The organism is Streptomyces sp. NPDC085927 (assembly GCF_044540975.1).
Classification (GTDB): Bacteria; Actinomycetota; Actinomycetes; order Streptomycetales; family Streptomycetaceae; genus Streptomyces; species Streptomyces hirsutus.
This window is the reverse complement of sequence record NZ_JBITSN010000001.1, coordinates 318,098-343,384: the sequence shown is the minus strand read 5'-3', so window position 1 is coordinate 343,384 and position 25,287 is coordinate 318,098. Positions and strand designations below refer to the sequence as shown.

The 25,287-nt window shown below is 73.2% G+C and carries 24 protein-coding genes; 12 read left to right on the top strand and 12 right to left on the bottom strand.

Features of this window, described 5'->3' with window-relative positions:
• Positions 1 to 101: 101 nt before the first annotated feature.
• Positions 102 to 1,364: a pyroglutamyl peptidase gene (locus tag ACIF80_RS01635; protein WP_399798000.1), complete on the bottom strand. Its 1,263-nt coding sequence runs from the start codon at positions 1,362 to 1,364 to the stop codon at positions 102 to 104.
• A gap of 337 nt (positions 1,365 to 1,701) precedes the next feature.
• Here ACIF80_RS01635 and ACIF80_RS01630 point away from each other — a divergent pair, with 337 nt between their 5' ends.
• The 4 genes from ACIF80_RS01630 (at position 1,702) to ACIF80_RS01615 (ending at position 4,651) form a co-directional block, all read left to right on the top strand.
• Positions 1,702 to 2,265, top strand: coding sequence for a dihydrofolate reductase family protein (locus ACIF80_RS01630; protein WP_399797998.1), 564 nt, complete (start codon positions 1,702 to 1,704; stop codon positions 2,263 to 2,265).
• 523 nt (positions 2,266 to 2,788) lie between these two features.
• On the top strand, positions 2,789 to 3,433 hold the full coding sequence (locus tag ACIF80_RS01625) for a hypothetical protein (RefSeq protein ID WP_399797996.1): 645 nt from the start codon (positions 2,789 to 2,791) through the stop codon (positions 3,431 to 3,433).
• A gap of 80 nt (positions 3,434 to 3,513) precedes the next feature.
• On the top strand, positions 3,514 to 4,251 hold the full coding sequence (locus tag ACIF80_RS01620; protein WP_399797993.1) for an APC family permease: 738 nt from the start codon (positions 3,514 to 3,516) through the stop codon (positions 4,249 to 4,251).
• Positions 4,252 to 4,441: 190 nt separating this feature from the next.
• Positions 4,442 to 4,651: a hypothetical protein gene (locus ACIF80_RS01615; protein WP_399797991.1), complete on the top strand. Its 210-nt coding sequence runs from the start codon at positions 4,442 to 4,444 to the stop codon at positions 4,649 to 4,651.
• A gap of 99 nt (positions 4,652 to 4,750) precedes the next feature.
• Here ACIF80_RS01615 and ACIF80_RS01610 read toward each other — a convergent pair whose 3' ends face one another.
• Positions 4,751 to 4,993 (bottom strand): hypothetical protein, encoded by a 243-nt coding sequence (locus tag ACIF80_RS01610; protein ID WP_399797989.1) that lies wholly within the window; start codon positions 4,991 to 4,993, stop codon positions 4,751 to 4,753.
• A 45-nt stretch (positions 4,994 to 5,038) separates the two neighbouring features.
• Here ACIF80_RS01610 and mshB point away from each other — a divergent pair, with 45 nt between their 5' ends.
• The 5 genes from mshB (at position 5,039) to ACIF80_RS01585 (ending at position 11,013) form a co-directional block, all read left to right on the top strand.
• Positions 5,039 to 5,971 carry an N-acetyl-1-D-myo-inositol-2-amino-2-deoxy-alpha-D-glucopyranoside deacetylase gene (mshB, locus tag ACIF80_RS01605; RefSeq protein WP_399797986.1) on the top strand — a complete coding sequence of 311 codons (933 nt, stop codon included), beginning with the start codon at positions 5,039 to 5,041 and terminating at the stop codon, positions 5,969 to 5,971.
• The gene (locus tag ACIF80_RS01600) at positions 5,968 to 6,396 is read left to right on the top strand and encodes a DUF6113 family protein (protein ID WP_399797984.1); all 429 of its coding nucleotides are present in this window, start codon (positions 5,968 to 5,970) and stop codon (positions 6,394 to 6,396) included. Before mshB ends, ACIF80_RS01600 begins: the two co-directional genes overlap by 4 nt.
• Before the next feature lie 196 nt (positions 6,397 to 6,592).
• Entirely contained in the window at positions 6,593 to 8,965 is a 2,373-nt protein-coding gene (locus tag ACIF80_RS01595; RefSeq protein ID WP_399797981.1) for a hypothetical protein, read from the top strand.
• Positions 8,966 to 9,070: 105 nt separating this feature from the next.
• Complete coding sequence (locus ACIF80_RS01590) at positions 9,071 to 10,399, top strand: sensor histidine kinase (RefSeq protein WP_399797979.1); 1,329 nt, start codon at positions 9,071 to 9,073, stop codon at positions 10,397 to 10,399.
• Positions 10,396 to 11,013 carry a DNA-binding response regulator gene (locus ACIF80_RS01585; protein ID WP_399797978.1) on the top strand — a complete coding sequence of 206 codons (618 nt, stop codon included), beginning with the start codon at positions 10,396 to 10,398 and terminating at the stop codon, positions 11,011 to 11,013. The genes ACIF80_RS01590 and ACIF80_RS01585 overlap by 4 nt, the downstream gene beginning before the upstream one ends.
• A 58-nt stretch (positions 11,014 to 11,071) precedes the next feature.
• On the opposite strand, the gene ACIF80_RS01580 is transcribed toward ACIF80_RS01585, so the two are convergent.
• Both ACIF80_RS01580 and ACIF80_RS01575 read right to left on the bottom strand, forming a co-directional pair.
• Complete coding sequence (locus ACIF80_RS01580; RefSeq protein ID WP_399797975.1) at positions 11,072 to 11,509, bottom strand: hypothetical protein; 438 nt, start codon at positions 11,507 to 11,509, stop codon at positions 11,072 to 11,074.
• 87 nt (positions 11,510 to 11,596) lie between these two features.
• A complete protein-coding gene (locus ACIF80_RS01575; protein ID WP_399797973.1) occupies positions 11,597 to 12,040 on the bottom strand; it encodes an SHOCT domain-containing protein in 444 nt (147 codons plus the stop codon).
• 149 nt (positions 12,041 to 12,189) lie between these two features.
• Between ACIF80_RS01575 and ACIF80_RS01570 the strand changes: the two genes are divergently transcribed.
• Positions 12,190 to 13,599 (top strand): DUF2252 domain-containing protein, encoded by a 1,410-nt coding sequence (locus ACIF80_RS01570; RefSeq protein ID WP_399797970.1) that lies wholly within the window; start codon positions 12,190 to 12,192, stop codon positions 13,597 to 13,599.
• Between the two features lie 107 nt (positions 13,600 to 13,706).
• Here the strand turns inward: ACIF80_RS01570 and ACIF80_RS01565 are convergent, their stop codons facing one another.
• The 6 genes from ACIF80_RS01565 to ACIF80_RS01540 all read right to left on the bottom strand — a co-directional run bounded on the left by ACIF80_RS01565 (position 13,707) and on the right by ACIF80_RS01540 (position 21,622).
• Positions 13,707 to 13,904: a hypothetical protein gene (locus ACIF80_RS01565; protein WP_399797967.1), complete on the bottom strand. Its 198-nt coding sequence runs from the start codon at positions 13,902 to 13,904 to the stop codon at positions 13,707 to 13,709.
• A 119-nt stretch (positions 13,905 to 14,023) separates the two neighbouring features.
• Positions 14,024 to 16,753: a LuxR C-terminal-related transcriptional regulator gene (locus ACIF80_RS01560; RefSeq protein ID WP_399799372.1), complete on the bottom strand. Its 2,730-nt coding sequence runs from the start codon at positions 16,751 to 16,753 to the stop codon at positions 14,024 to 14,026.
• 351 nt (positions 16,754 to 17,104) lie between these two features.
• Complete coding sequence (locus ACIF80_RS01555) at positions 17,105 to 18,742, bottom strand: MFS transporter (RefSeq protein WP_399797964.1); 1,638 nt, start codon at positions 18,740 to 18,742, stop codon at positions 17,105 to 17,107.
• Between the two features lie 251 nt (positions 18,743 to 18,993).
• Positions 18,994 to 19,467: a MarR family winged helix-turn-helix transcriptional regulator gene (locus tag ACIF80_RS01550; protein ID WP_399797961.1), complete on the bottom strand. Its 474-nt coding sequence runs from the start codon at positions 19,465 to 19,467 to the stop codon at positions 18,994 to 18,996.
• A gap of 92 nt (positions 19,468 to 19,559) precedes the next feature.
• Positions 19,560 to 20,474 (bottom strand): tetratricopeptide repeat protein, encoded by a 915-nt coding sequence (locus tag ACIF80_RS01545; protein ID WP_399797958.1) that lies wholly within the window; start codon positions 20,472 to 20,474, stop codon positions 19,560 to 19,562.
• Positions 20,475 to 20,491: 17 nt separating this feature from the next.
• Positions 20,492 to 21,622, bottom strand: a complete 1,131-nt coding sequence (locus ACIF80_RS01540) for a GNAT family N-acetyltransferase (protein ID WP_399797956.1) — start codon at positions 21,620 to 21,622, stop codon at positions 20,492 to 20,494.
• 140 nt (positions 21,623 to 21,762) lie between these two features.
• Between ACIF80_RS01540 and fdxA the strand changes: the two genes are divergently transcribed.
• Both fdxA and ACIF80_RS01530 read left to right on the top strand, forming a co-directional pair.
• Complete coding sequence (fdxA, locus tag ACIF80_RS01535; RefSeq protein WP_055572727.1) at positions 21,763 to 22,080, top strand: ferredoxin; 318 nt, start codon at positions 21,763 to 21,765, stop codon at positions 22,078 to 22,080.
• 142 nt (positions 22,081 to 22,222) lie between these two features.
• On the top strand, positions 22,223 to 23,368 hold the full coding sequence (locus ACIF80_RS01530; RefSeq protein WP_399797953.1) for a bifunctional succinyldiaminopimelate transaminase/glutamate-prephenate aminotransferase: 1,146 nt from the start codon (positions 22,223 to 22,225) through the stop codon (positions 23,366 to 23,368).
• An 87-nt stretch (positions 23,369 to 23,455) separates the two neighbouring features.
• On the opposite strand, the gene ACIF80_RS01525 is transcribed toward ACIF80_RS01530, so the two are convergent.
• Both ACIF80_RS01525 and ACIF80_RS01520 read right to left on the bottom strand, forming a co-directional pair.
• Positions 23,456 to 23,803 carry an ATP-binding protein gene (locus ACIF80_RS01525; protein ID WP_399797950.1) on the bottom strand — a complete coding sequence of 116 codons (348 nt, stop codon included), beginning with the start codon at positions 23,801 to 23,803 and terminating at the stop codon, positions 23,456 to 23,458.
• Positions 23,804 to 24,204: 401 nt separating this feature from the next.
• Positions 24,205 to 25,215 carry a heavy metal transporter gene (locus ACIF80_RS01520; protein ID WP_399797947.1) on the bottom strand — a complete coding sequence of 337 codons (1,011 nt, stop codon included), beginning with the start codon at positions 25,213 to 25,215 and terminating at the stop codon, positions 24,205 to 24,207.
• Positions 25,216 to 25,287: the final 72 nt, after the last annotated feature.

Genomic DNA, 25,287 nt, shown 5'->3' with positions numbered 1-25,287 from the left:
AGGGCACGGGCGAGCCGGGCGGCAGGGCTCCCTGGCTGTGGCGGAGGCGCCTGCTGTGGCCGAGGTGCCCGCCGGCGCCGACGCCCCGGCCGGGCCCGGCGTCAGCCTCGAGGCTGCTCCGCCGCGCCGATCGCCGTGGTCAGGATCGACCGCACCTGGGTGATGATGTCCAGCCGGTTCTGTACGAACTCCGGGTCCGTGACCGTTCCCGTACTCGGGTCCATGTTCCCGGAGCCGAACAGCAGGACCGGCGTGTGGACATGGCCGCCGGGCAGTGTGCCGCGCAGACCGAGACGGTCCCGCAGCAGGGTGGCCCGGTAGGCGATCTCGTTGGAGAGGTAGTCACCGCCGCCGCCCGCGCGGGCCGTCGAGCCGGGAGTGGGGCCGTCGGGCCGTTCGACGGGCTGGGTGCCTCCCGCCGGGATCTCCGTCACGGTGGTGCGGTCGTAGACCGGGTACGGACCGGTGTTCGCGGCGACGACGGCCGCGTACGGCAGGGTGGTCGTCGTCCACTGGGGCTGTGAGGCCGGTGCGGCGACCGGGATCAATTCGGCGTGGCCGACGCCGTCGTTGTCCGCGGTCCCGCCCCGCCAGGCCCCGTTGGTCCGCTCGAGGTCGAAGCGGAACAACCGGCCCTGGCTCACGGTGGTGAACAGATCCACCTTCGGCAGGTACGGCCGCAGCGCCCGCTCCACCACACCGTCCGCGAAGTCCTCCCAGCGCACGGGGAACACGGCCGTCTCGATGTGCGCCGGGCCGTCCGCGGTCCGGATCACGGTGCCGTCGAGTGCGAGCGCGGTGGCGCCGGACGGATTGGAGGTGCGGACGTCCCGGTCCAGGGAGAACGGGTCGAACCCGGTCACCAGGATCCGCCTGACGCTCCTGTCCGCCGGGTAGTCGAATCCGTTCTGCCCCCGCGAGACCTGCTCCAGTTTGCTCAGCATCAGCTTCCGCTGGGCGACGGTCAGCCGGAACTCCGGTTCCCAGGTACGCAGTTCGCGGGTCATGCCGAGCCGTGCCCAGTACAGGGGCCGGTCGTCGTCCCGGCTGAGGTCGCCACCGGCGGGGCCGCGCCCCTGTGCCCGGTCGACAGCCCTGTGCCACAGCCGCCTCCCCTCGGCCGCGACGACCAGGCGGGCCTCCTCGTGGGAGCCCGCGCGGTCGAGGGAATCGGCGAACCCCGCCGCCACGGTGTCGAATCCGGAACGACGCAGCACCTCCTGCGGGACCGCTCCGTCCAGGCGTCGTTCCTCGGTGGTGGGGGAGAGCGCCGTGGAGGCGGCGGTCGCGGTGGCCGGGACGGCGAGGCCACCGGTCAGCAGAGCGAGGCCGAGGACGGCGAGGCGAACACGCAGGGGTTTCAAGGGGCGGGCCTTCCGTTCACGTGGGGTGCATGGGGTGCGTGGGGTGCCGGAAACCGCAGTATCGCGTGATCGCGGAGAACGCGCCATGGGGCGCGGGAGCGCGGGGCGACACCCGAACGGGCTTGCTGTGCAAGTCAGTTGTTATCCGAAGGTGCGGGCGGGATTCGAGGGACCGCCCCACACGACGCGGCCGTCCCGCGTCGCCCCTGCTCCATTCGGGCTCCGTGCCGCGCCGGCCCTGCTCGAGGTGACTCGGCCCAGAAATCCCGCGCGCCGCGATGAGTCCCGCTGCGACCGGCGGTCGTACGGTCGAACCCGTCACCGAAGAGGACTTCCGATGCGCAGCGTCACCTGTTCGATGAGCGTCTCGCTCGACGGCTACATCGTCGGCCCGGACGGCGGCTTCGACTGGACGGCACCCGACGAGGAGGTCTTCCGCTCCTGGATCGACGAGATCCGGGAGGTGGGCGTCCACCTGCTGGGACGACGGCTGTACGAGACGATGCTGTACTGGGAGACCGCCGACGATGATCCCTCGCTCGACGACTCCCAGCTCGAGTGGGCCGCGCTCTGGAAGCAGCTCCCCAAGGTCGTGTTCTTTGCCACGCTGTCGGCGGTGCAGGGCAACGCCCGCCTGGCCTCCGGCGGCCTGGCGGAGGAGATCGAGCGGTTGCGGGCCGAGCCGGGGGAGGGCGACATCGCGATCGGCGGCGCGACCCTCGCTGCCGAGGCGGCCGCGTCGGGTCTGATCGACGAGTACCGGGCCATGGTCTACCCGGTGCTGGTGGGCGGTGGCATTCCGTTCTTTCCCCAACGCGAGCGCCGGGTGGATCTCGAACTCGTCGAGACCCGCGCCTTCAGCTCGAGAGTCGTCCACCTCCGCCACCGCGTGGCGCGTTAGCCGGGTCGTCCGCCGAGCCCCGGGAAGAACGGGCCGGCCGGTGAGGTCCTCTCAACGGAGAGCATTTCCGCCGGCCGTCGAGGGCGAGGGCGGCGCGGGCGAGGTCGCCTGTCCGGCTCGGGCTGAGGGTGACGTGTTCGAGGGCACGCCAACGCTCTTTCAGCTCCGCCGCGGTGCGCTCGCCGAGCGCTGTTCACTCCGTACAGGGAGGTAGGCCCATCGAATCCGAAGGCCGGGAACCGCCCCGTGGCGGGGCGATGAAGACGGCAGGGGCACAGGAGGGGACATTTCCCTCGACCGCCGCCGAACTCGGGTGGGTGGCCTTTTGGCCCACCTATTCCGGAAAGATCACCCCACCCGGACGGGATGTCCGCGTAGTGCGGTTGACCAGCATGTTCTCCTGCCCGGACATTGAACCGTTTCGGCGCCCGCCGCGTCTCTATGGCCAATGCGGCATCGCGATCGAAGTCATTTCGGGGTGCCTTCCAGATGTATGGGTTCTTTATGGGAAAGAGTTACTGAAATGGCGTTAATGAGGCGCGGGAAAAGGGCCGCCGACTGGCTCGTCGGGGGTGCGCTGGTGGTGACGCTCGCGGGTGTCGCGGGATGCTCGAGCGATACGGACTCCGCGGCGGACAAGGAGCCCGCCGCCGGCAGTTCGGCGCCGGCCGGCTCGGGGAAGGCAGGGGAGGGCGAGCAGGAGAGCGGTTCGCCGGCTCCGCAGTCCTCGGCCGCCGACCAGTCCACCGGCGAAGGGGTGGTCGCCGCGTGGGTCGCCGCGGTCATCAAGGGGGAGGCCGAGGAAGCATGCCTGCTGATGGGGGAAGCGGCCACCGGTTCGTCGCCCGCACAGGTCGGCACCCCCGCGAGGTGCGGCAGCGACGCGCCCGAGGCGAAGCAGATGGAGGAGGTGGTCGGGAGCTTCCGTGAGTCGTTCACACCTGAACCGCCCACGGACGACCCGAAGGTGGAGGCCGCCCAGGTCCCGGCCGACGGTGACAAGGTGGTGGTCCCCGCAGGCAGGATCACCGTCGACGGACAGGCGCTCGACAAGATCATCCTGTCCCACTCCACCGGCGTGGATCCGGAGGATCTGAACGTCAACGTGGAGGCCGGCAAGATCGAGGACGCCTGGTACGTCACCAACCTCGACTTCGACATCGGCTGAGCGCAGAGCCCCGCGACGTCGGTTCCCGGGCCGCGCTCAAGGCCGTACCGGGGGCCGCGTGCGAGACCGCGTTCTCGCACGTGAGCTGTCGCGGGACAGGCCGAACCGGACGCGGGGAAGCCCGGGACCCGCGGCGGGTCATCCCGCAGGGCATCATCCTCACCGTGCTCGCAGGAGGCGTGATCTTCGTGACGCTCTCCTTCGTGATGCAGTGGGCGCACCCCGGAGGCACCTTCGCCGACGAGTCCTCAGCCGGCTACGCCGTCTCCATCCTCGTCGGCGGCCAGGGCTTCGCCGACGTCGCGAACACCCTCACCATGCTCGGCGGCTTCGCCTCCTGCGTGGCCATCCAGGCCAGCACCAGCCGGCTGATGTTCGTCATGGGCCGCGACAACGTCCTTCCCCGCCCCGTCTTCGGACGCCTGCACAGCAAACTGCTCACCCCGGTGCCGGACGTCCTCATCGTGGCCGCGATCGCGCTCCTGGCGACGAACCTGACCCTGGCCGACGCCACCTCGTTCATCAACTTCGGCGCATTCCTCGGCTTCACCCTGGTCAACATCTGCGTCATCGCCTACGCCGTACGGAAATGGCGCTCCGGCAGTCGCCCCTCACTGTTCGGGTTCGTGCTCCTGCCCCTGGCCGGTGCCGCCGTCGACATCTACCTGATCACCCAACTCGGCGCCACCGCGACCAAACTGGGACTCGGCTGGATGGCCATCGGCGTCGTCTACCTCGCCGTCATCACCAAGGGCTTGCGCCGTCCCGCACCCGAACTCCGGGTCGACGACCAGGAGTCGACTGCGGCAGCACGCTGAGAAGCCGCTGTCTCCACCCGACCCGACCGCCGTACACCCGCCGGTCACGCCCGACGCTGACACCTCGACAAGCGGAATGACACATCCCCCCTGCTCTTTTCTCGGCAGAGGTGCCGGATGCCCCGTCGGTGGCGGGGCATCTCAAAGATCGGCGGCGCGCTGCCCGGCAGCGGGTGGGGCGCCCTGCCGTGTGGTCCGCGGGACGCTCAACGAGAAGAAGCTCCGCAGTCGTTACCTGGAGATCACACAACGGCGCAACAAGATCGCACACGATGCCGGCCTGGTCGACGGCGACCTGAAACAGCGCCGCCCCGTCGACGAGGCCGCGGTGACGGACGCCGTCGACCGGATCGAGAGGATCGCCCCGGCCATCGCCCACGTGCTCGACGACGAGAGGTGACGGCCCGGCCGGCCGGCACCGGCAGGCCGTCGTCGAGGGCACGCCGCGCCTCGCCCCGGTGGGGCGGCTCGGGGCGAGGCGTCACGCGTCGTACGGCGGTCAGCCCGATGTGACGGTCACTCCTCGGCCCTCGAGCGTCGTCGGACGGGGACACCCCTCGAGGGCGAGGTCGGTGAGGCCGGTGAGGGAGTCGATGTCCTTCAGACTGCTGAGCCGGCCGCAACTGCGCAGGTCCCGTTCCGCGAGGGCGGGGACGTCGTGCAGCCCGGCCAGATCGCGGATGCCGGTCCGGCCCAGGGCGAGCCCGGTGAGCCGGGTGACGGAAGGCAGGGGGGCGGACATCCGGTGTGCGGGCGAAGAGGGCCCGGCGCCTCATAGGGTGGAACCATGACGGAACTGCCCTCCCCCGGCTCCCGGCCGGGGGAACCCCCCTCCCGCTCCGCCCGGCGGCTGCTGCTGGTGCACGCCCACCCGGACGACGAGTCGATCAACAACGGCGCCACCATGGCCCGCTACGCCGCAGAGGGCGCGCACGTGACGCTGGTCACCTGCACGCTCGGTGAGCGCGGCGAGGTCATCCCGTCCGGGCTGGCCCACCTGAGCGGTCCCGCCCTCGGGCAGCACCGGATGGGCGAGCTGGCCGAGGCGATGCGCGCCCTCGGCGTCGACGACTTCCGGCTGCTCGGCGGCGCCGGGCGCTACAGCGACTCCGGGATGATGGGCCTGCCCGACAACGACGACCCCGGCTGCTTCTGGCAGGCCGACGTCGACCAGGCCGCCGGTCTGCTCGCCCAGGTGATCGTCGAGGTGCGGCCCCAGGTGCTCGTCACGTACGACGACAACGGCGGCTACGGGCACCCCGACCACATCCAGGCGCACCGCGTCGCCATGCGGGCCGTCGAGCTCGCCGCCCGGGACGGGTGGGACGTTCCCAAGGTCTACTGGAACCGGGTGCCCCGCTCCGTCGCCGAGGCCGCCTTCGCGCGGCTGGACGAGGACCTGTCCGGGCTGCCGTTCGACAAGGTGGGCGAGGTCGGCGACGTGCCCGGAGTCGTCGACGACGCCCTGGTCACCACCGAGATCGACGGCACCGCGTACGCCGCCGCCAAGGCCGCCGCGATGCGCGCCCACGCCACCCAGATCACCGTGGCGGAGCCGTACGCGCCCTGCTTCGTGCTCTCCAACGAGCTTGCGCAGCCGCTGTTCACGACCGAGTACTACGAGCTGGTCCGCGGTGCGCGGACCCCCGGCGGCCGGGAGAGCGACCTCTTCGCCGGGGTCGGGACCGGCACCACGGCCGGCGCGGAGGAGACGTCATGAGCGGGCGGACGAGCGGGAACGCACCGGTGTCGGCACTGGCTCAGCCGCTGCGGCTGCCCTCCGGCGGGCGGATCGCCGCCTGCGTGGGGCTGTTCCTGCTCGGCGCCGTGGTGGGTGTGGCCGGGGCGCTGGTGCAGCCCGCGTGGTTCCCGGGCGGGCTGCTGCTCGCCCTCGCCGCCGAGGCCGGGCTCTGCCTGGGCGGGGCGCTCGCGCTGCGCAGCCGCGCCGGGGCCGCGTCGGCCGCCGGCGGCTGGGTCATCGTCGTCCTCCTGCTCACCGCCAGCCGTCCGGAAGGCGACTTCCTGTTCGCCGCGGGAGCCGGCTCGTACCTCTTCCTGCTCGGTGGCATCGCCGTCGCTGTGATGTGTGCCACCCTCGCGCCGGGGCGGCAACCGCAGGGCGATCCTGTCCGACTTGGGAAGTGACGTACTACTTCGCCGCGGTGCGCGCGTACGGTTCCGGTGGGGGTTTCCGCCACGGTCCGGCCATACGGGCCGGATGTGGCCAGTATGGTTGTGCGCGCGCCGCTGAGCCTCCCCGAACTCTCGGCTCCGGCCGAGTTGGGGGAGACCCCCACCGTGAGGTCGTGACGGGCGGCGGAGCCAACCGGGAGAACCTGCCTTGAGTCGTGAAACTGACACTCCGTCCACCGGGCCCAACGGGCGCGGCGGAGCCGCATACCCGTCGGGCACCCCGCCCTACGGAATTCCGGCGGTTCCGGGTGAGGCGGCCGCGGGCCGGCCTGCCGCGCGGCCGGACGAACAGCGCCCGGGCGACCAGCGGTCGGGCGGCCGGCGTTCGGACGAACGCAAGACCGAGACCACGCTGACGACCAGAGTCCGGATCAACATCCCCGGCTCCCGGCCCATTCCGCCGGTCGTCGTGCGCAAGGCCGTCAAGGACGGCGAGGGCGCGGGCGACGGCGACACCCAGGGCGGGGCCAAGGGCCGGGCGCCGGCGCCGGCGTCCGCGCCGGGTGCCCCCAGGGCTCTGGGCGCCGGCAGCGGCACCGCTTCCGGTCCGGGGTCCGGCCCCGGTGCCGTCGAGCCTTCCGCCACGACGGCCACGGGCGCCACGGGCGCCGCGGGCGGCCCGCGGCCCGCCCCGCAGCAGTCGGTCCCGCAACAGGCGGCCCCGGAGGAGAAGCCGGCCAGCGACTGGTTCGCGCCGCGCAAGTCCGGCGCGGGCAAGAGCGGTACGGGCGGCGGCTCCGGCAACGGAGCGGGTCCGGCGGGCGGTTCGGGTCCTGCGGGCGGAGCTCCGGGAGCGCCCGGCCCGTCCGGTGCTTCCGGTGGCGGTGCGCGTCCGGGCGGACGTCCGGCCGGTGTGTCCGGCGGCATGAGCGTGACGGGCGGCGGCTCCCGGCCCGGCGGCCCCGGCGGCACGAACGGTTCCGCACCCGGCGGAGGCAACGGCTCCGGGCTCTCCGGCGCCACCGGTGGGCCGGTCGCGCCCGGACACGGCGGCGGCACCGGATCCTTCGACGTGACCGAGGCGCTGGCCGCCGGCCCGCTCGGCAGCGGCGGTACGCGTCCGGGCGAGGGCCCGGGTGCGGGCGGAAGCGGCGAGCCGCGCCTCGACGACCTGCCGTTCTTCACCGACGACGACCTCGAAGCGCGAAACGGCCAGGCGGGGTACCCCGGTCAGCCCGGACAGTCGCCGTACGGCGATCAGCACGGACCCGGCGGTCCTGCCGGTCCCGGGGGTCCTGGTGGCCCCACGGCCGGGCCGGTCACCGGCCGTACCGGCCCGGTGGGTCTGCCGCCCGGCGACGGACCGCACGGCCCCCACGGCGGCCCTCACCCCGGCGGCGGACTGGGCGACGACACCGCGAGCCTCACCCCGCAGTTCCCCGCCCCCGAACCCGGCGCCCCGGGCCACGGAGCCCGCCACGACAACGTCTCCGGACACACCGTCACCAGCGGTATCCCGGTCGTACCGGCGAGTGCCTCCTTCGACGCGGACTTCACGGCCGGCGGCCCCGGCACGCACACGCCGCCCAGGCTGCCCGAACCGGCCACCCCGTCCCCGGCGGCCTCCTCGAAGGCGCCGAAGAAGAAGGGCCGCAGCAAGCTGCCCCTGCTCGGCGGCGCCGTGATCCTGCTCGTCGGTGGCGCCTACGGCGCCGGCCTGCTGATGAACCACTCCGACGTGCCCAAGGGCACCACCGTGCTCGGCGTCGACATCGGCGGCGGCACCCGCGACGAGGCCGTGAAGACGCTCGACAAGGCCCTCTCCGACCGGCTGGACAAGCCGCTCAAGCTGGCCGTCGGCGACAAGACCGTCGAACTGGAACCGGACAAGGCCGGGCTCCAGCTCGACACCGACGCCACCATCGGCGCGGCGGCCCGGAGTGACTACAACCCGGTCTCCGTCATCGGCTCCCTCTTCGGCAACAGCCGCGTCGTCGACCCGGTCATCCCCGTCGACGAGGAGAAGCTGCACGCCGCCCTGGAGGCCGCGGGCGGCGGCTCCGGCAACGACGGCACGATCACGTTCGAGTCCGGCAAGGCCGTCGCCGTCTACGGCAAGCCCGGCGCGGGCATCGACGCCGACAAGTCGACCGAGGCGGTCGCGGCGGCCTACCGGACCCAGGTGGAGACCGGCTCCTCGTCCGCGGTGACGGTCCCGACGACCACTCAGGAACCCACGGTGCCCAAGGCCGAGGTCGACCGGATGATGAAGGAGTTCGCCGAGCCGGCGATGTCCGGCCTGGTCACCGTCCAGACCGACGCGGCCCACCAGATCTCCTTCAGCCCGGAGAAGTCGCTGTGGAAGTTCCTCGGCGTCAGGGCGCAGGACGGCAAACTGGTCGAGTACTACGACCGGAAGGCGCTGCAGGAGCTCTACGGCGACGTCTTCGACGGCGTGCTGATCACCCGCGGCAACGGGGAGAAGACCCCCGTCACCGTCGAGGACGTGATCGGCGCCCTGCGCCCGGCGCTCCAGAGCACCGGTGACCGCGTCGGAGTGATCGAGACCGACCCGAGCTGAACCGGCGCCGGCCCGTCCTCCTGACCCCCGCATGACATCCGTCATGCGGGGGTCAGGACGCCCGGCACTGCCCTTCGGGCACCCGTACCGGGCACGATGATCCCCATGAGTACAGCGACGAAAGCCGCCTGTGACCCCGTCGCCCCGGTCGACGACGGGAAAGGCGCCGGTCTGGGGAAGCGCCCGGAGAACGTCGGGCAACGGGCGGTCAAGGTCCTGTGGACCGGCATCTGGCTGGTCTATCTGAGCGCGCCGGTCGTCGATCTGCTCGACGGCGGTCACAGCACGGGCGCGCGGATCTTCGGCTGGGCCGGGTTGCTCGCCTTCGTCGCCTCGTATCTGCTGCTGACCTTCCGCGCCGGCCGTGAGGAGCGCAACGGCCCGGTCCTCGGCGCGCTCGCCGCCCTCGCCGTCCTGTCCTCCGCTCTCGTCCTGAGCCTGGGCCGGGAGTGGCTGGTGCTGCTCGTGTACGTGGCGATCGCCTCCGGCGCCGCCCTGCCGATGCGGCTGGCCGTCCGGACGATCCCGGGGGCGGCGGGGCTGATGACGGCGCTCGCCTTCGTGGTGCCGGACGGGAAGGAGTTCGTGGGCGCGCTGCTCGTCCCGGCACTCCTCGGCGCCTTCGCCATGACCGGCGTACGCGAACTCGTGCGGACCACCGTCGCGTTGCGCGAGGCCCGTGCCACCGTCGCGCTGCTCGCCGCCAACGAGGAGCGGCTGCGCCTCGCCCGCGACCTGCACGATCTGCTCGGGCATTCGCTGTCCCTGATCACGCTGAAGAGTGAACTGGCCGGCCGCATGCTGCCCGACCACCCCGATCGGGCGGCCCGGCAGGTCGCCGACATCGAGCAGGTCAGCCGCCAGGCCATGGCCGACGTACGGGAGGCCGTCACCGGCTACCGGCGCCCCCGGCTGAACGCCGAGATCGCCGGCGTCCGGGTCACGCTGGCCACCGCCGGCATCCACGCCGAACTGCCCGCCGGGCTGCCCGTGGACCGCGACCTCGCCGAGGTCACCGAGGAGCGCGAGTCCGCCCTGGCCTGGGCGCTGCGCGAAGCCGTCACCAACGTCGTACGGCACAGCGGCGCCCAGCGCTGCACGGTCGAGCTGCTGCACCGCCGCTCGCCGGCCGGGCCGGTGCTCGAACTGTCCGTCGAGGACAACGGGGCCCGGGCCCTCGGCAACGGCAGCGACAGCGGTGGCAGTGGCGTCGGTCACGGCAACGGTCTGAACGGTCTGACCGAGCGGCTGCACCAGGTCGGCGGCACGCTGGAGGCGAGCCGGACGGGGCACGGCTTCCGGCTGGTCGCCCGGGTGCCGGTGGAGACCTCGGAGACATCGGCGAAAATACCGGCGGACGCGACGGAGAGCGGCCCGGCGGGCGCTCAGGGTGCCCCGGCGAGTGCTTCGGCAGACAGGGAACCTTCGGCATGAGCGACCGCACGATCAGAATCCTGCTCGCGGAGGACCAGGCGATGGTCCGCGAAGCCCTCGCCGCGCTGCTGGGTCTGGAGGCCGACATCGAGGTCGTCGCCCAAGTGGCGCGCGGCGACGAGGTGCTGGAAGCGGCCCGCGCCCACGACGTCGACGTGGCGCTGCTGGACATCGAGATGCCCGGCGCCACCGGCATCGAGGCGGCGGCCGTCCTGCACCGTGAACTGCCCGGCGTGAAGCTGGTCGTCCTCACCACCTTCGGCCGCCCCGGCTATCTGCGGGGCGCCATGGAAGCCGGTGCCGACGCCTTCCTGGTCAAGGACGCCCCCGCCGCCCGACTCGCCGCCGCGGTCCGCACGGTGCTGGCGGGGGAGCGGGTCATCGACCCCACGCTCGCCGCCGCGGCCCTCGCCGACGGCGCCAACCCCCTCACCGACCGCGAACGCGAGATCCTGCGCGCCGCCGCCGACGGCTCCACCAACGCGGAACTGGCCCTCTCCCTGCACCTCTCCCAGGGCACGGTCCGCAACTACCTCTCCACCGCCATCCAGAAACTGGCCGTCCGCAACCGCACGGAGGCGGCCCGGGTGGCCCGTGAGAAGGGCTGGCTGTAGTCGGGGCCCGGGCCGCGTTCCGTTCGTTCCGTCCGTCCTGAGCGTCCTGGCGTGCGGCTCAGGTGTCCCCGCGCCGCACCGTGCACAGCGCCCAGATCATGACGCCGGAGAGGGCGATCATCACGACCGACCAGACCGGGGCGTACGGCAGGGACATGAAGTTGGCGATCATGATGAGTCCGCCGATCGCCACACCGGCCACCCGTGCCCACGTACTGGCCTGGAACAGTCCCACGCTGATGAGCACGGCCGCCGCACCCAGGATCAGGTGGATCCAGCCCCAGGACGTGAGGTCGAACTTGAAGACGTAGTTCTGCGTGGCCACGAAGACGTCGTCCTGGGCGATCCCGGAGATGCCCCGGACGATGTTCAGGATTCCGGCGAGCATCAGCATGACGCCGCCGAAGACGGTCAGTCCGCCGGCCCACTCGCGCTTGGCGGAGGAAGTGTGCGCATGTGTCTGTGCCTGTGTGTGACGGGCGTGAGCCGTAGCCATTTCGCCGCCCCTTTCGTTGCTCGTACAGGTTGCTCGTACTCGTTCGCCGTACGGGTTCGTCGTGCGGGTGCGTGCGGGTGCGTGCGGTCAGCGGGGGTGCCCCGTGCCGTGGCCGCTCAGCACCAGTTCCTTGGCCCGGTCGAACTCCTCGTCGGTGAGGTCGCCGCGCGAGCGGATCTCGGACAGCCGGTGCAGTTCGTCGGCGGTGCCGGCCTGCCCGCCGTGGTCCGTCGCGGTCTCCCTGATGTAGCGGTCGAACGCCTCCTGCCGCGCACGGGCCTGCGCGGTCTCCCGCCGGCCCATGGTCCGGCCGCGGGCCACGACGTAGACGAACACGCCGACGAACGGCAGCACGATGACGAAGACCAGCCACCCGGTCCTGGCCCAGCCACCCAGCTCGTCGTCCCGGAAGATGTCGGCGACGACCCGGAACAGCAGTACGAACCACATGACCCACAGGAACAGCAGCAGCATCGTCCAGAAGGCCCCGAGCAGGGGATAGTCGTACGCGAGGTAGGTCGCGGAGCTCATGGCTCTCCTTCGTCCGGCGCGGGTGGCGCGTGCCGTACCAGGCTGCCCCCGCCGCGTCCGTGCGGCCTCACCCCTGACGGGTGATCCCGGACGGGCCCGGCCGCGGTGAGCTGGAGAGCGGACGTACGCCGAAGCCAGGAGGGCGGACCATGACCGCACCGAGCGCCGTCGCCGCGGCCCTCTCACCGGCCGAGCGGGCGGACCGGGGCCGGGCGGCCCGCACCCGCGTGCCCCGCTCGGCGCAGGGCCTGTTCGACCCAGGCCCCGACCGCTTCGACCCGGTCGACGTGCTCGCACGCCAGTCGGCCACGCGGGTGCCCGAACTGGTCCCGATCCGGTACGGGCGCATGCTGGAATCGCCGTTCCGGTTCTACCGGGGCGCCGCCGCGATCATGGCCGCCGACCTGGCGGCATTCCCGCACACCGGACTCGAGGTGCAGCTGTGCGGCGACGCCCACCTGCTGAACTTCCGGCTGCTGGCCTCGCCGGAACGGCACCTCGTCTTCGACATCAACGACTTCGACGAGACCTTCCCCGGCCCCTTCGAATGGGACGTCAAACGCCTCGCCACCAGCCTCGTCATCGCGGGCCGCGCCAACGGCTTCTCGACGCGGCAGCAGAACAGGGCGGTCACCACCTGCGTTCAGGCGTACCGCGAGCGGATGCACCGCTTCGCCGGCATGCGCACCCTGGACATCTGGTACGCCCAGGACGACGTCGACCGGATGCGCGACCTCCTCGACTCCTCCCTGGACCCGTCCGTCCTGCGCCGTACCGACCGGGCCGCCGCGCGGGCCCGCGCCCACACCTACCTCCAGGCCGCCGACCGGCTCACCCACGGCGGCCCCGAGGGCCGGCGGATCACCCCGGACCCGCCCCTGATCACCCCCCTGCGGGACCTGCTGGCCGACGCGCCCGACCGCCGCGAGGAGATCGAGCTGCGCACCATCGTCGAGAGCTACACGGGCACCCTCTCCTCCGAACGCCGGCACCTGCTCCGCCGCTACCGGCTCGCGGACACGGCCCGCAAGGTGGTGGGCGTCGGCAGCGTCGGCACCCGCTGCTGGATCCTGCTCCTGCTCGGCCGCGACGACGACGACCCGCTGCTGCTCCAGGCCAAGGAGGCGCAGGAGTCGGTGCTCGCGCCGTACACGGACGGCGAACGCTTCGACAACCAGGGCCACCGCGTGGTGGCCGGCCAGCGCCTGATCCAGACCTCCAGCGACATCTTCCTCGGCTGGACCCACGTCCAGGGCCTGGACGGCAGGGAACGGGACTTCTACGTGCGCCAGCTCCGGGACTGGAAGGGCATCGCCCGCCCGGAGACCATGGACCCCCGCATGCTCGCCCTCTTCGGCGGCTGGTGCGGAGGCAGCCTCGCCCGCGCCCACGCCCGCTCCGGCGATCCCGTCGCGATCTCCGCCTACCTGGGCGGCGGCGACCGTTTCGACCGCGCCCTCCCCGGCTTCGCCCAGGCCTACGCCGACCGCAACGAACGGGACTTCGAGAAGCTCGGGGCCGCCGTACGCTCGGGACGGCTCACCGCGGGGAGCCTCTGACGTCCGAGGGCGTCCTCCGACGTCCTCGGACCGCTCACCGGCGGGCCGGGCCGACGTGCCGGGCGCCGGGTGTCACCCAGGCCTCGGGTGACACCCGGCGCCGGGTGTCACCTGGGGGTCGGGCGCATCTCGACCACGCGCAGTCCCAGCGAGCGCAGGCGGGCCAGCAGCCCGTACAGATGCGCCTCGTCGACGACATGACCGAACAGCACGGTCTGACCCCACATCACGACGTGGTCCAGTTCGGGGAAGGTCTTGGTCAGCGCCTCCGACATGTACCCGTCGACGCGGATCTCGTAGTGCATGCGGCCCTCCTCCCTCCCACGGCTCGGGCGCAGGCGGCAAACCGCCCCTGCCCTGCGATCCTCCACCCCGGGCGGCCGTCCGCCCTCACCCGGGGCAGGTGAGGGCGGACGCGCGGGGCTCACAGCAGCCGGAGGGCGCGGGCCCGGCGTACGGCGTCGGCGCGGCGGTTGACCTCGAGCTTCCGGTAGACGTTCCTGAGGTGGGTCTTCACCGTGTTGACCGACACGTACAGATCGGCGGCGATCTCCTCGGTCGTCATCATCCGGGCCAGCCGCCGCAGCACGTCCCGCTCCCGGCCGCTCAGCTCCTCCACCGGCTCCTTCCTCCAGTCGTGCACCGGCTCCCTCCCGCCGGGGGGCGGCACGTCCGCGGACCCGGTGACGAGCCAGCCCGCGGCCAGGCCCCGCAGCGGGTCCGTGTCCAGCAGCGGCCCGATCCACGGCCCCGCCTCCACGAAGGGGCGCCGCAGATGCTCGTGCCGGGCGCCGCGCAGCGCCACCGCGAGCCACCGGCGGGCGGTGGCCGGGTCTCCCGCCAGGTGGCCGCTCCGGGCCCGTACGAGTGCGGCCCGCACGGTCACTCCGGGGCCGGTCCGGTCCGTGCCGCGCAGTGCGTCGAGCAGATCGGCCGCCGCGCCGGGACGGCCCGCCGCGAGCTGCATCCTGGCGGCCTCCACGGCACAGGCCGGCTGGTCGAGGGGCACCTCGCGGAGTGTTTCGGCGGCCGCGTCCGGCCGTCCCCCGGCCAGTTGCGCGGCGGCCGTCACCAGCACCGCGTGGGCCCGCAGCCAGGGGGAGGACGCCTCGGCGGCGGCGAGGGCGGCGGTCGCGTCGGGGCGCGTGGTGCCGGCGGCCGCCCGGAGCGCGGCGTGCGGCTCGCCCCGGGCCAGCAGCAGCCGGGCCGTGACGACGGCCCGCGCCGCCCGTGCGACCGGGTCGACCGGCTCGGCCGGGGCACGCGGACCGGCCGGGGCACGCGGGTCGTGTGCGGCGTGCGCGGGCGTGGCCGCCTCGTCGAGGAGTTCCCGGGCCCGGTCCAGCTCGTCGCGGTCGACCGCCACCGCCGCCAGCACCAGCCGCTCCAGCCCGGTGCCGGGCGGGCCGGGGAGGCTGTACCGCGCGGTCTCGGCCAGCGCCTGGGACGCCTTGTGCTCCGCCCGGCCCGGCCAGCCGTTGAGCTGGTCGATCAGCGCGAGCTGGGCCAGGGCGTCCTCCCGGGGCAACGCCGTCGACGCCCCGCCGGAACCCGCCACGACCGCGGTCAGGACCGTCCGGGCCTCCTCGAAACGGCCCGCCCACAGCCGGGTCGAGCCCAGATGCGCCAGCAGCAGCGCGGTCAGCTCGGGATGCCGGTCCAGCAGCTCGGCGGGCACGGCCCCGCGCAGCTTCCCGGCCAGCCGGACGGCCCGTTCCGCGCGGGCCGGCGCCCCCGTCAGCCGGGCGGCGAACACCTCGAGCAGCGCCCAGCACAGCAGCGCGGCCTCCCGGTCGCCCTCCGGGCTCTCACAGCCCTCCTGGTCCAGGAGGACGTCACCGGTGTCGCCGGCCAGCAGCTTCCCGGCCCGCTCCAGGCGGGCCGGGCCCCGTTCCAGGTCGCCGCGGGCGAGGTCGCGGGCCGCCCGTACGAGTTCCGGCGCGGGACCGGTCGCCCCGGACGGCATACGGGAGAACAGGTCGCCCAGGCCGGCCGAGCGCAACCCGGTGAACAACTGGCCGACGGCCAGATCGCCGACCAGGGCACCGGCGGCGAACTCCCAGTCACCGGCGGCGGCGCCGTGGACGAGTGCCTCCGGAAGGAACCCCGCGTCCTTCAGCCAGCGCGCCGCCCGCCGGTGGAGCTCCGGCGCCAGACCGGGGCGCCGCACCTCCAGATGCGCCCGCAGGATCTCCCCGAAGAGCGGGTGCAGCCGGTACCAGGAGTGCCCGAGATGCTGCACGAACGCGTTGCGGTGGTGCAGCGAGGCCAGCACGGCCCCGGCGTCCGAGCGCCCGGTCAGCGCGTTCGCCAGGCCGGGGCAGAACCGCTCCAGGACGCTGACCCGCAGCAGCAGGTCCTGCGTACCGGGCGGCTGGATGTCCAGCACCTCCGCCAGCAGGAAGTCGGCCACCGTGCTCTGCCCGGCCTCGAACTCCTTCAGGTACGTCTCCGGGTCGGGGCTCTCCCGCGCGGCCAGCGCGCACAGCCGCAGTCCGGCGGCCCATCCCCGGGTACGGTCCACGAGGGCGTCCGCGACGGCCGCGGGCAGGGACAGACCGTGCCGGCCGAGGAGCTCACCGGCCTCCCGAGCGGTGAACGCCAGCTCCGCGTCCCGGATCTCCACCAGCTCCCCGGCGGCCCGGTAGCGGTGCAGCGGCAGCAGCGGTTCCGTACGGGACGCCACGACCAGGCGCAGGCCCGGCCCCGCGTGCCGCAGGACGAAGTCCAGCTGGGTGGCCGTGTCCGGCGCGGCGACCCGGTCGAACTCGTCGAGCACGAGGACCGCCGGCCGTCGCGCCGTCATCGGGCCGCTCAGCTCCGCGGCCAGCCGGTTCAGCAGCGCCTCGTCCACCCGGCCCGGGTCCGCGGGCGAGCCCACCGCCGCGGGCACCGGCACCCCGGCGGCGCGCAGGGCCTGCAGGACGTACGCCCAGAACAGGCCGGGGGGCAGATCCTCCGCTTCGGTGGTGAACCAGGCCACGGGCCGTCCGAGACCGGCCGCCCAGTCCGCGACGAGCAGGGTCTTCCCGGCGCCGGCCGCTCCGTTGACGATCGTCAGGGGAGTGGTCAGGGCGCTGTCGAGATGCCGGGTCAGGCGTTCCCGCCGCAGGAAGGTGACGGGTCTCGGGGGAATGGCGTACCGGGTCCGCAGGAGGGGGTCCCCCCGGGGATCGACCCCGAAATGCCCGGGGCCGCCGTCCGGCCCCGGCCCCGGCCCCGGTCCCGGCTCTGGCCCCGGCCCCGGCTCAGGTTCCAGCTCCGGTTCCGGCTTCGGAAGATCGCCGATGGTCACCGCGCTCACCACCCACCGTCCGGGTCCGCCGACCGCGTCACGCGCGGGGCTTCACCCCACCAGCATCCCAGCCTCCCTCCGGTCCCGCGCGGCGCGGCGGTACCGGCCCGGGGCGTCCGCGGCCATGCGAAAGCGGCGCCGCCAGGACCTGGTCCGGTCCTGGCGGCGCCGCTTCCGCGCAGGTGTACGCGCGTGGTGTGCGGGGCTCGCTCAGTGAGCGGCGACGGCCACCACGGCCTCCTCGCCGTCCGCCGACTGGGCGCTCATGTCCTTCGCTTCCTCGGCGCGGCTCTTGATGCCGATGACGGCGGCCACGGCACCGAGGACGCACAGGATGCCGGTGACGGTGACGGCGGCGTGCAGACCGTTGACGAACGCCTGGCCACTGCCCTCGATGACGGCGGCCTTGATCTGCGCCGACATGTCGCCGGAGACCGGGGCGATACCCATCGTGACGGCGTCCTCGGCCTGCTCCAGACCATGGGCCAGGCCCGTCGGGACACCCGCGCCGGTCAGCTCACCGAACAGCGAGGAACCGACCTTGCCGGCGATCACGGTGATCAGCACCGAGGTACCGAGCGCACCACCGATCTGCAGCATGGTGGACTGCAGGCCGGAGGCCACACCGCCGTCCCTGACGGGCGCGTTGCCGATGATCGTGGCGGCGGTGGCGGGCAGCACGATGCCGACGCCCAGGCCGATCGCGATGAACGGCGGCCACATCGTCGCGTAGGACGAGTCGATGCTCCACGACAGCATGCCGAACATGCCGGCGCCCGACAGGAGCAGACCCAGCGGAATCGTGACGCGCGCGCCGAGACGGGCGGTCAGCTGGGAACCGAGCGGAGAGGCGACCAGCGACGCGAGGGACATCGGAAGCGTGCTGATACCGGCCTCGACCGGCGTGTAGCCGCGCACGTTCTGCAGGTACAGCATGATGAAGAAGATGCCGCCGAGCATCACGAAGAAGTTCAGCAGGGTCATGACCGCACCGGTGGTCAGCGAGCGGTTGCGGAACAGGCGCATCGGCAGCAGCGGGTGCTCCTGCCGGGTCTCGTACCAGCCGAAGACGACCAGCAGCGCCAGACCCAGGACGATGGCGCCGAGGGCGCCGGCGGAGGTCCAGCCCCACGTCTCGCCCTTGACGATGCCGAAGACGAGCGCGACCATGCCCGCCGCCAGCAGGACGACGCCGGGGATGTCGAAACGCTGCCGACCGCCGGAGTTCTTGGACTCGGCGAGAACCACCGCGCTGAACACCAGCGCGAGCAGGCCGATCGGCACGTTCAGGTAGAAGACCGACTCCCAGTTGACGTGCTCGACGAGCAGACCGCCGACGATCGGGCCCAGCGAGGTCGACACGGCCGAGACCATGCCCCAGATGCCCACCGCGAGGGCGAACTTCCTCGGCGGGAAGACGGCGCGCAGGATGCCCAGGGTGTTGGGCATCAGGATGCCGCCCGCCAGACCCTGCAGGGCACGGAAGACGATGACGCCCTCGATGCTGCCGACCACGCCGATGGCGACCGAGGTGACGATGAACCCGCCGATGCCGACGAGGTAGTAGAAGCGCCGGCCGAACCGGTCACCGAGCTTGCCGCCGAGGATCATCGAGGCGGCGAGCGCGATCAGGTAGGAGTTGGTGACCCACTGCAGTTCCGCGGTGCTGGCATCGAGGTCCTTGCCGATCGCCGGGTTGGCGATGGCGACGACGGAGCCGTCGAGCTGCACCATGAGCAGGCCGAACGACACGGCGATCAGCGCGAGCCAGGGATTGGCCCGGAAGCGCTCGAACTTCGGCCGGGCGGCCGTGTCGGGAACGGAGTGATCCACAGGTGTGGACGCCATGAAAGGAGCCGTTTCTTTCTCAAAGGGGGACGAACGAACCGCACGGCGCGGGCCGGGATGCGGCAGCCGGTCCGCGGCGCCCGCCCGGCCGGTCAAGGGCGTGACGGAGCGCACGGGGCCGTGCACAGGGCTGTCCGGGAAGGACTGCCTTCGGAAAGGGGAGGGAAGGGGGGAGGGGGCGGACGCGCGGAACACCGGACGAGCGCTTCACCGCGCGACCTCGCGCGATGCGCCGGTCCGTGACGCTCTCGTCAGAGGGCTGCCGAGTGAAGGTGCCGGGTCAGCAGTTTCAGCGCGGCGACAGCGGAACCGAGCGCGTCCAGCTCGCCGTCGGTGAGGGACAGCATCGCCTGGCCGAGGTGACTCTCCTCGAGCGCGGTGACCTCGGCGATGCGCTGCCTCGAGGACTCCGTGAGGTGGAGGTGGGCGATCCGCTTGTCGACGCCGTCCTGCCGGCGCTCCAGCTCTCCCCGCTCGGTGAGCTGGGAGACCAGTGCGCTGACGTTGTTCGGCTTCATCAGCAGCGCCTCGGCCGCCTCGCGGACCGTGGCGCCCTCACGCTGTGCGACGAACCGCAGCAGTGCCAGCTGCCCCTCGGGCGGCTTCGGGTGCGGGTACTCGCTCGCCACCCGCCGCTCCAGGGCCCGGTGCAGCACGGGAAGGCACGCCGCGAGCTCGGAGCTCACGCGTGCGACGCGCTGTTCGGAGGCACTACTGGTGGACACCCGTAGATATTAGGTATCTAAAAATACCTATGTCAAACGAGGTATGGGCCGGATCTCGCCGAGAGCGCACGGCAGGGCTTGCGGGGTGAGCCTCAGTTGAGCAGCGCCCGTGCCGCCCGCGCCTCGCCGCGGATCCGCTCCGCCGCCGGCCCGTCCACCGCGGCCACCGTCTCGGCGTAGGCCTCCAGCTCGTCCGCGCCGTCGAGGAAATCGCCGCGCCGCACCAGCAGCCGGGCCCGTTCGTACCGCAGCTCCGCCGGCCGGGAGGGGAGCAGCAGGGACAGGTCCAGTGCCCACAGCGCCACGTCCGACCGCTCCGGGCGGGCCTCGGCCCACGCCCGGACGTTGTTCAGGACACGCAGCACGACATTCAGCGGATCGGCCGGTGCCAGCATCGACGGGTCCAGCGGCGCCCCAGTCGCCCCGACGACCAGCAGCTCCGTATCGGCTCCGGTCAGCACCCGGCCGCCCTCGAAGGGGTCGACGAGCACCTGCCGCTCCGGGGCCGCCCCGCCCGGCGTGTCCGGCTCCGCCCCTGCGGGCTTCGCGTCCGCCGTCGTGCCGGGCTCCCCGAGGCCGACCACGAAGTGGCCGGGCAGCCCGACCCCGTACACCGGCGCCCCCGCCCGCCGGGCGACCTCCAGCCACACCACCGACAGCAGGATCGGCAGCCCGCGCCGGCGCCGCAGCACCTCGTGCAGCAGCGACGACTCCAGACGCTGGTAGTCGCCTGGAGTGCCGTGGAAACCGCACCGCTCGCCCAGCAGCTCCCGCAGCGCCGACGCCCAGGCGCGCGGGGTGCCGGGCCGGTAGGGAAGACGGCCGGCCAGCGCGTCCAGCTCGATCTGCGCGGCGTCGATGCCCGCCTCGTCCAGCGTGCCGTCCGCCACCGCGCCGACCAGCAGGCACAGCGTGGCCAGATCCGGCCGCTCGGACCGGGCCTCCTCGGCGAACCGCCGCCGCAGCTCGGCGGAGCGTTCCGGGAGCGGAGGATGGGGGGAGCGCATGACCGGTTCGTGCCCTCTCACGGCGACCCGTCACCGGCCGGAGCCGACGACCGGGGCGCGCGGTAGTGGTGGTACGCGTGGTGCGCGGCGAAACCCATCCTCCCGTACAGGGCGTGGGCCGCCGCGTTGTCGTCCTCGACCTGGAGCCAGGCGGCCGACGCGCCCTCCTCGAGCGCCCGCCGGGCCAGCGCGGCCATCACGGCGCTCGCGAGCCCGCGCCGCCGCAGCGCCGGATCCACCTCGACGGCGGCGAAACCGGCCCACCGGCCGTCCACGACACACCGCCCGATCGCGGCGGGAGCGGCACCGCCCGGAGCGCCGCCCCCGGGGCCGCCGCCCTCCGCCGGCACGGTCGCGAACCACACGGAGGGACCTCCCCCACTCTCGGCTTCGCTCGAGCGGGGGGACCCCCGTCCCAGCACCTTCAGGACGGCCTCGCTCACACCCCGGCGCTGGTAACGCGCCAGCCACGCCTCGTCGGCCTCCCGGGACAGCAGGACGTTCACCCCGGCCGGTCCGCCGCCGGACGGCTCCGGTCCCGCGTCGGCGACCGGCGCGAGAGCGCCGACCCACAGCTCGGCGGTCACCTCCCGCACCCAGCCCCGCCGCTCCAGCTCCGCGCCCAGCGCCTCCTGCGTTCCCTCGGCACCGGTCGCCGTCTGCACGTAGGCGGGCAGCCCGCGGTCGGCGTACCAGCGGCATACGGCCGTCAGCGCCTCGTCCAGCGGTACACCCGGGTCGCCGAGCGGCAGCACCGAGTTGGCCCGACGGGTGAACCCGGCCGCCGCTCTCAGCTCCCAGTCGCCCAGCCGCTCGCTCTCCACGGGCTGCCACGCCCGCGCGGCGGCCCGCGCCAGCTCCTCGTAGGAGGCGGCCGGACCACGCCGGCGGGCCGGGCCACGCCGGCGGGCCGGTGCGGACGGCACCACCTTGCCCGCGACCAGTGCGGACTCCCGGACGAGGACGCTCTCGCCGTCCTTCCGTGTGATCCGCAGCACACCGTTGTCCCATGATGTGAGAACTCCGACCACGTCGGTGAACCTCTCACCCGGGGGACCATGTTCGATCAAGCTCCGTACGGAGACCCGTTTGCCCACGTCAGCAGTGGTGATGCGGACCTCGAGACGTCCGGCGGCGGAGATTTCCACAGGTCGGTACACCCCTCCTGTTCGGATCGTGCCCAAGAACGGAGATACTAGGGGCGGGCATCGACGACGCCGCGCTCCCGCGCGCCAGGCGGCGGAGCCTGAGGAGGCCCGCCAGCGCCCTATCGAGGAGGAACGACAGCGTGACCTACGTCATCGCGCAGCCTTGTGTCGACGTGAAGGACAAGGCGTGCATCGAGGAGTGCCCGGTCGACTGCATCTACGAGGGCCAGCGGTCCTTGTACATCCACCCGGACGAATGCGTCGACTGCGGCGCCTGTGAACCGGTCTGCCCGGTCGAGGCCATCTTCTACGAGGACGACACTCCAGAGGAGTGGAAGGACTACTACAAGGCCAACGTCGAGTTCTTCGACGACCTCGGTTCGCCCGGCGGCGCCAGCAAGCTCGGACTGATCGAGCGCGACCACCCGTTCATCGCCGCGCTGCCGCCGCAGGCGTAAGCACCCGGGCGGCCCGGAAGCGGCCCGCGCCCGCGCCGCCTCGGTCCCGTACGGCCCGATCACCCCGATCGGCGCCGCACGGGGCCGAGGCGTTTGCCGTACCGGCGTGTACCGACGCGTACCGATGAAAGTGAGCCAGAACGTGTCCGCAGTCTCCGACCCCCCACCCGTCGCCCGCCGCCACCCTTCCGAGGAGTCGCTTCGCGACCGCCTTCCGGCCTTCCCCTGGGACAAGCTGGAGCCGTACAAGAAGACGGCCGCCGCGCACCCCGGCGGCATCGTCGACCTCTCCGTCGGCACCCCCGTCGACCCGGTCCCCGAGCGGATCCAGAAAGCCCTGATCGCCGCCGCGGACTCCCCGGGCTACCCCACGGTCTGGGGCACCCCGGAACTGCGGGACGCCCTCACCCGCTGGGCGGAGCGCCGTCTGGGCGCCCGCGGGATCACCCACCACCATGTGCTGCCGGTCGTCGGCTCCAAGGAACTGGTCGCCTGGCTCCCCACCCAGCTGGGCCTCGGCCCCGGCGACCGGGTGGCGTACCCGCGCCTGGCCTATCCGACGTACGAGGTCGGCGCCCGCCTGGCCCGCGCGGAGTACGAGGCGTACGACGACCCGACCGAGCTGGACCCGACGGGCCTGAAGCTCCTCTGGCTGAACTCCCCGTCCAACCCCACGGGCCGGGTGCTCCCCAAGGCGGAGCTGACCCGCATCGTCGCCTGGGCCCGCGAGCACGGCGTCCTGGTCCTCTCCGACGAGTGCTACCTCGAACTGGGCTGGGACGCCGACCCGGTCTCGGTGCTGCACCCGGACGTCAACGGCGGCTCGTACGACGGCGTCGTCGCCGTGCACTCGCTGTCCAAGCGGTCCAACCTCGCGGGCTACCGCGCCGCCTTCCTGGCCGGCGACCCGGCCGTCCTCGGCCCGCTGCTGCAGATCCGCAAGCACGGCGGCATGATGACCTCGGCGCCCACCCAGGCGGCCGTGGTGGCGGCCCTGGGCGACGACGAGCACGTCCGCGTCCAGCGCGAGCGCTACACGGCCCGCCGCACCGCGCTGCGGATGGCCCTCCTGGGGCACGGCTTCCGCATCGAGCACAGCGAGGGCGGGCTCTACCTCTGGGCCACCCGCGACGAGTCCTGCTGGGACACCGTCGCCCGCCTCGCCGAGCTCGGCATCCTGGTCGCACCGGGAGACTTCTACGGCCCGGCCGGCGAGCGGTTCGTACGCGTCGCCCTCACCGCCACGGACGAGCGGGTACGGGCGGCGGTGGAACGCCTGAAGGCGTGACCGGAGCAGAGCCGTACGGACGCCGAGGGGGCCCAGGAAGAACCTGGGCCCCCTCGGCGTCCGTACGGCCGGGCCGGTCCGGGTGGTTCAGCCGAGCGGCAGCGCCGGGGCCGGGAGGGTCCGGGCGGTCTGCACGCCGTCCAGGGGGACGGCGTCGGTCGGCAGCGTGCCCTCGGCGGCCTGGGCCGCCACCGGCGCGGCCTGCCCGAGCGCCTGGCCGCCGGTGCCGCCCGCGGTCTCGGTGACGGCGTGCGTCGCGTCGCCCACGGCGCCGGTCGCGCCGGCCTGGTCCAGGACGGTCAGACCGCCGACGCTCGGGGTGGCCGGCAGCTCGGGGGCCGCGGTGGCGGAACCGGCCGCACCGACCCCGGCGGCTGCTCCGGCGGCGACGAGCAGCGCGGCACGGGCGATCCGGCGGGTCAGGGGGAGGGACATGGTGCTCCTTCGGCGGGAGAGAACGGTGAACGTCCGGCCGGACCCGGTGGTTGATCCACGTCGATCCGGTGGGTCTCCGGTGAGCGATCCCCGGACTCGGACGCAGTGACTACCGCTCGAGGGCCTGGAAGGTTGCGGTGGGGCGGCGTAAAGAATGGGCAATGTGTCGCATTATCGGCTACGCCGAAAAGCGGACGAACGGTGCACTGTTCGACGGGCTGCCGAATGGTTACAGCGCCCACGCCCCAAGGAGTACGCCGAACCGGGGGCGAGGACGCGTAAACCCGCTCACCCCGTCAACCGCCCGGCCCCCGGGCAACCCCCGGGGATGAGGCATCGGGCAACCGTGCGGGCGGCTGCCCGATCTGCTGTGCGGGCTGCCGCGCGGTCCATCGCGCGGTCTATTGCGCGGTCGTGAGCCGGACCGCGTCCGCCCCGCCGTCCGAGCCTGCGGAGTTCTTGCCGTCCTCGTCGTCCTCGCCGTCGATCGGGGTCCACCGGCCGCTGCCGTCCCCGGCGGTCCACTCCCGCCCCGCGTACGCCACCCGCTCTATGTGCAGCTCGGAGGCGTTGGCCACGGCCCAGTGCGCCAGCTGCCAGCCCTGAGCCCTGGCCTTCCGGCCCGGGTCCGCCTCGGTGGACACCGGCAGCGTCACGGTCCGCCCGTCGGAGCCGGCGTCGGAGCCGGAGCCGCCGTTTCGGGGAGCGGAAGGTGCGGGGCCCGCCGCGTCGCCGACCTCGGCGCCGGCCGGTTCCAGGACGTCCCGCCCGAAGTCCCGGGCCAGCGCGTCACGTACCGCGTCCGTCCCCGCCGCGCGGGTCGCCGCCGGACGGCCGTCGCAGGTCAGCGTGGCCTCCGAGCTGCCGGTGAGAGCGGCGGCCAGCAGGGTGGCGTCCGGCTCGTGCTTGGCGTACGCCTGCGGGAAGCCGCTGAGCTGCACCCGCTGGGCGGCGACGGTGAGCGGAAGCCGGGTGTACCCCGGCACCTCCTTCAGGCCGTCGTAGAACTTCCCCGCCGAGTACGCCGGGTCCATGATCTCCTCCGGCGTGCCCCAGCCCTGCGAGGGCCGCTGCTGGAAGAGGCCGAGCGAGTCACGGTCCCCGTAGTCGATGTTGCGCAGCGCCGACTCCTGGAGGGCCGTCGCCAGCGCGATCGTCACGGCCCGCTCGGGCAGGTCGCGCGCGGTGCCCGCGGCGGCGATCGTCGCCGCGTTCACCGCCTGCTCGGGCGCGAACTCGTACGTGGCCCCGTCGTCCTTGCCGGACACGACCCGGCAGCCCGGCCCGCTTCTCCCGCCGCCCGTGTCGTACTGGACCACCAGGTAGCCGGCGACCCCGAGAAGTACCACGGAGGCCGCTCCGAAGCGGAAGAAGCGGCCCCGACGCTTGGAAGGGAGTGGTGGCTCTGACACGGGTAACAAGGTACTGGAGAGTAGGAGCCGTGTGTGCCGGGTGTGGACAGTGGGCCCGGACCCTCGGGGGTT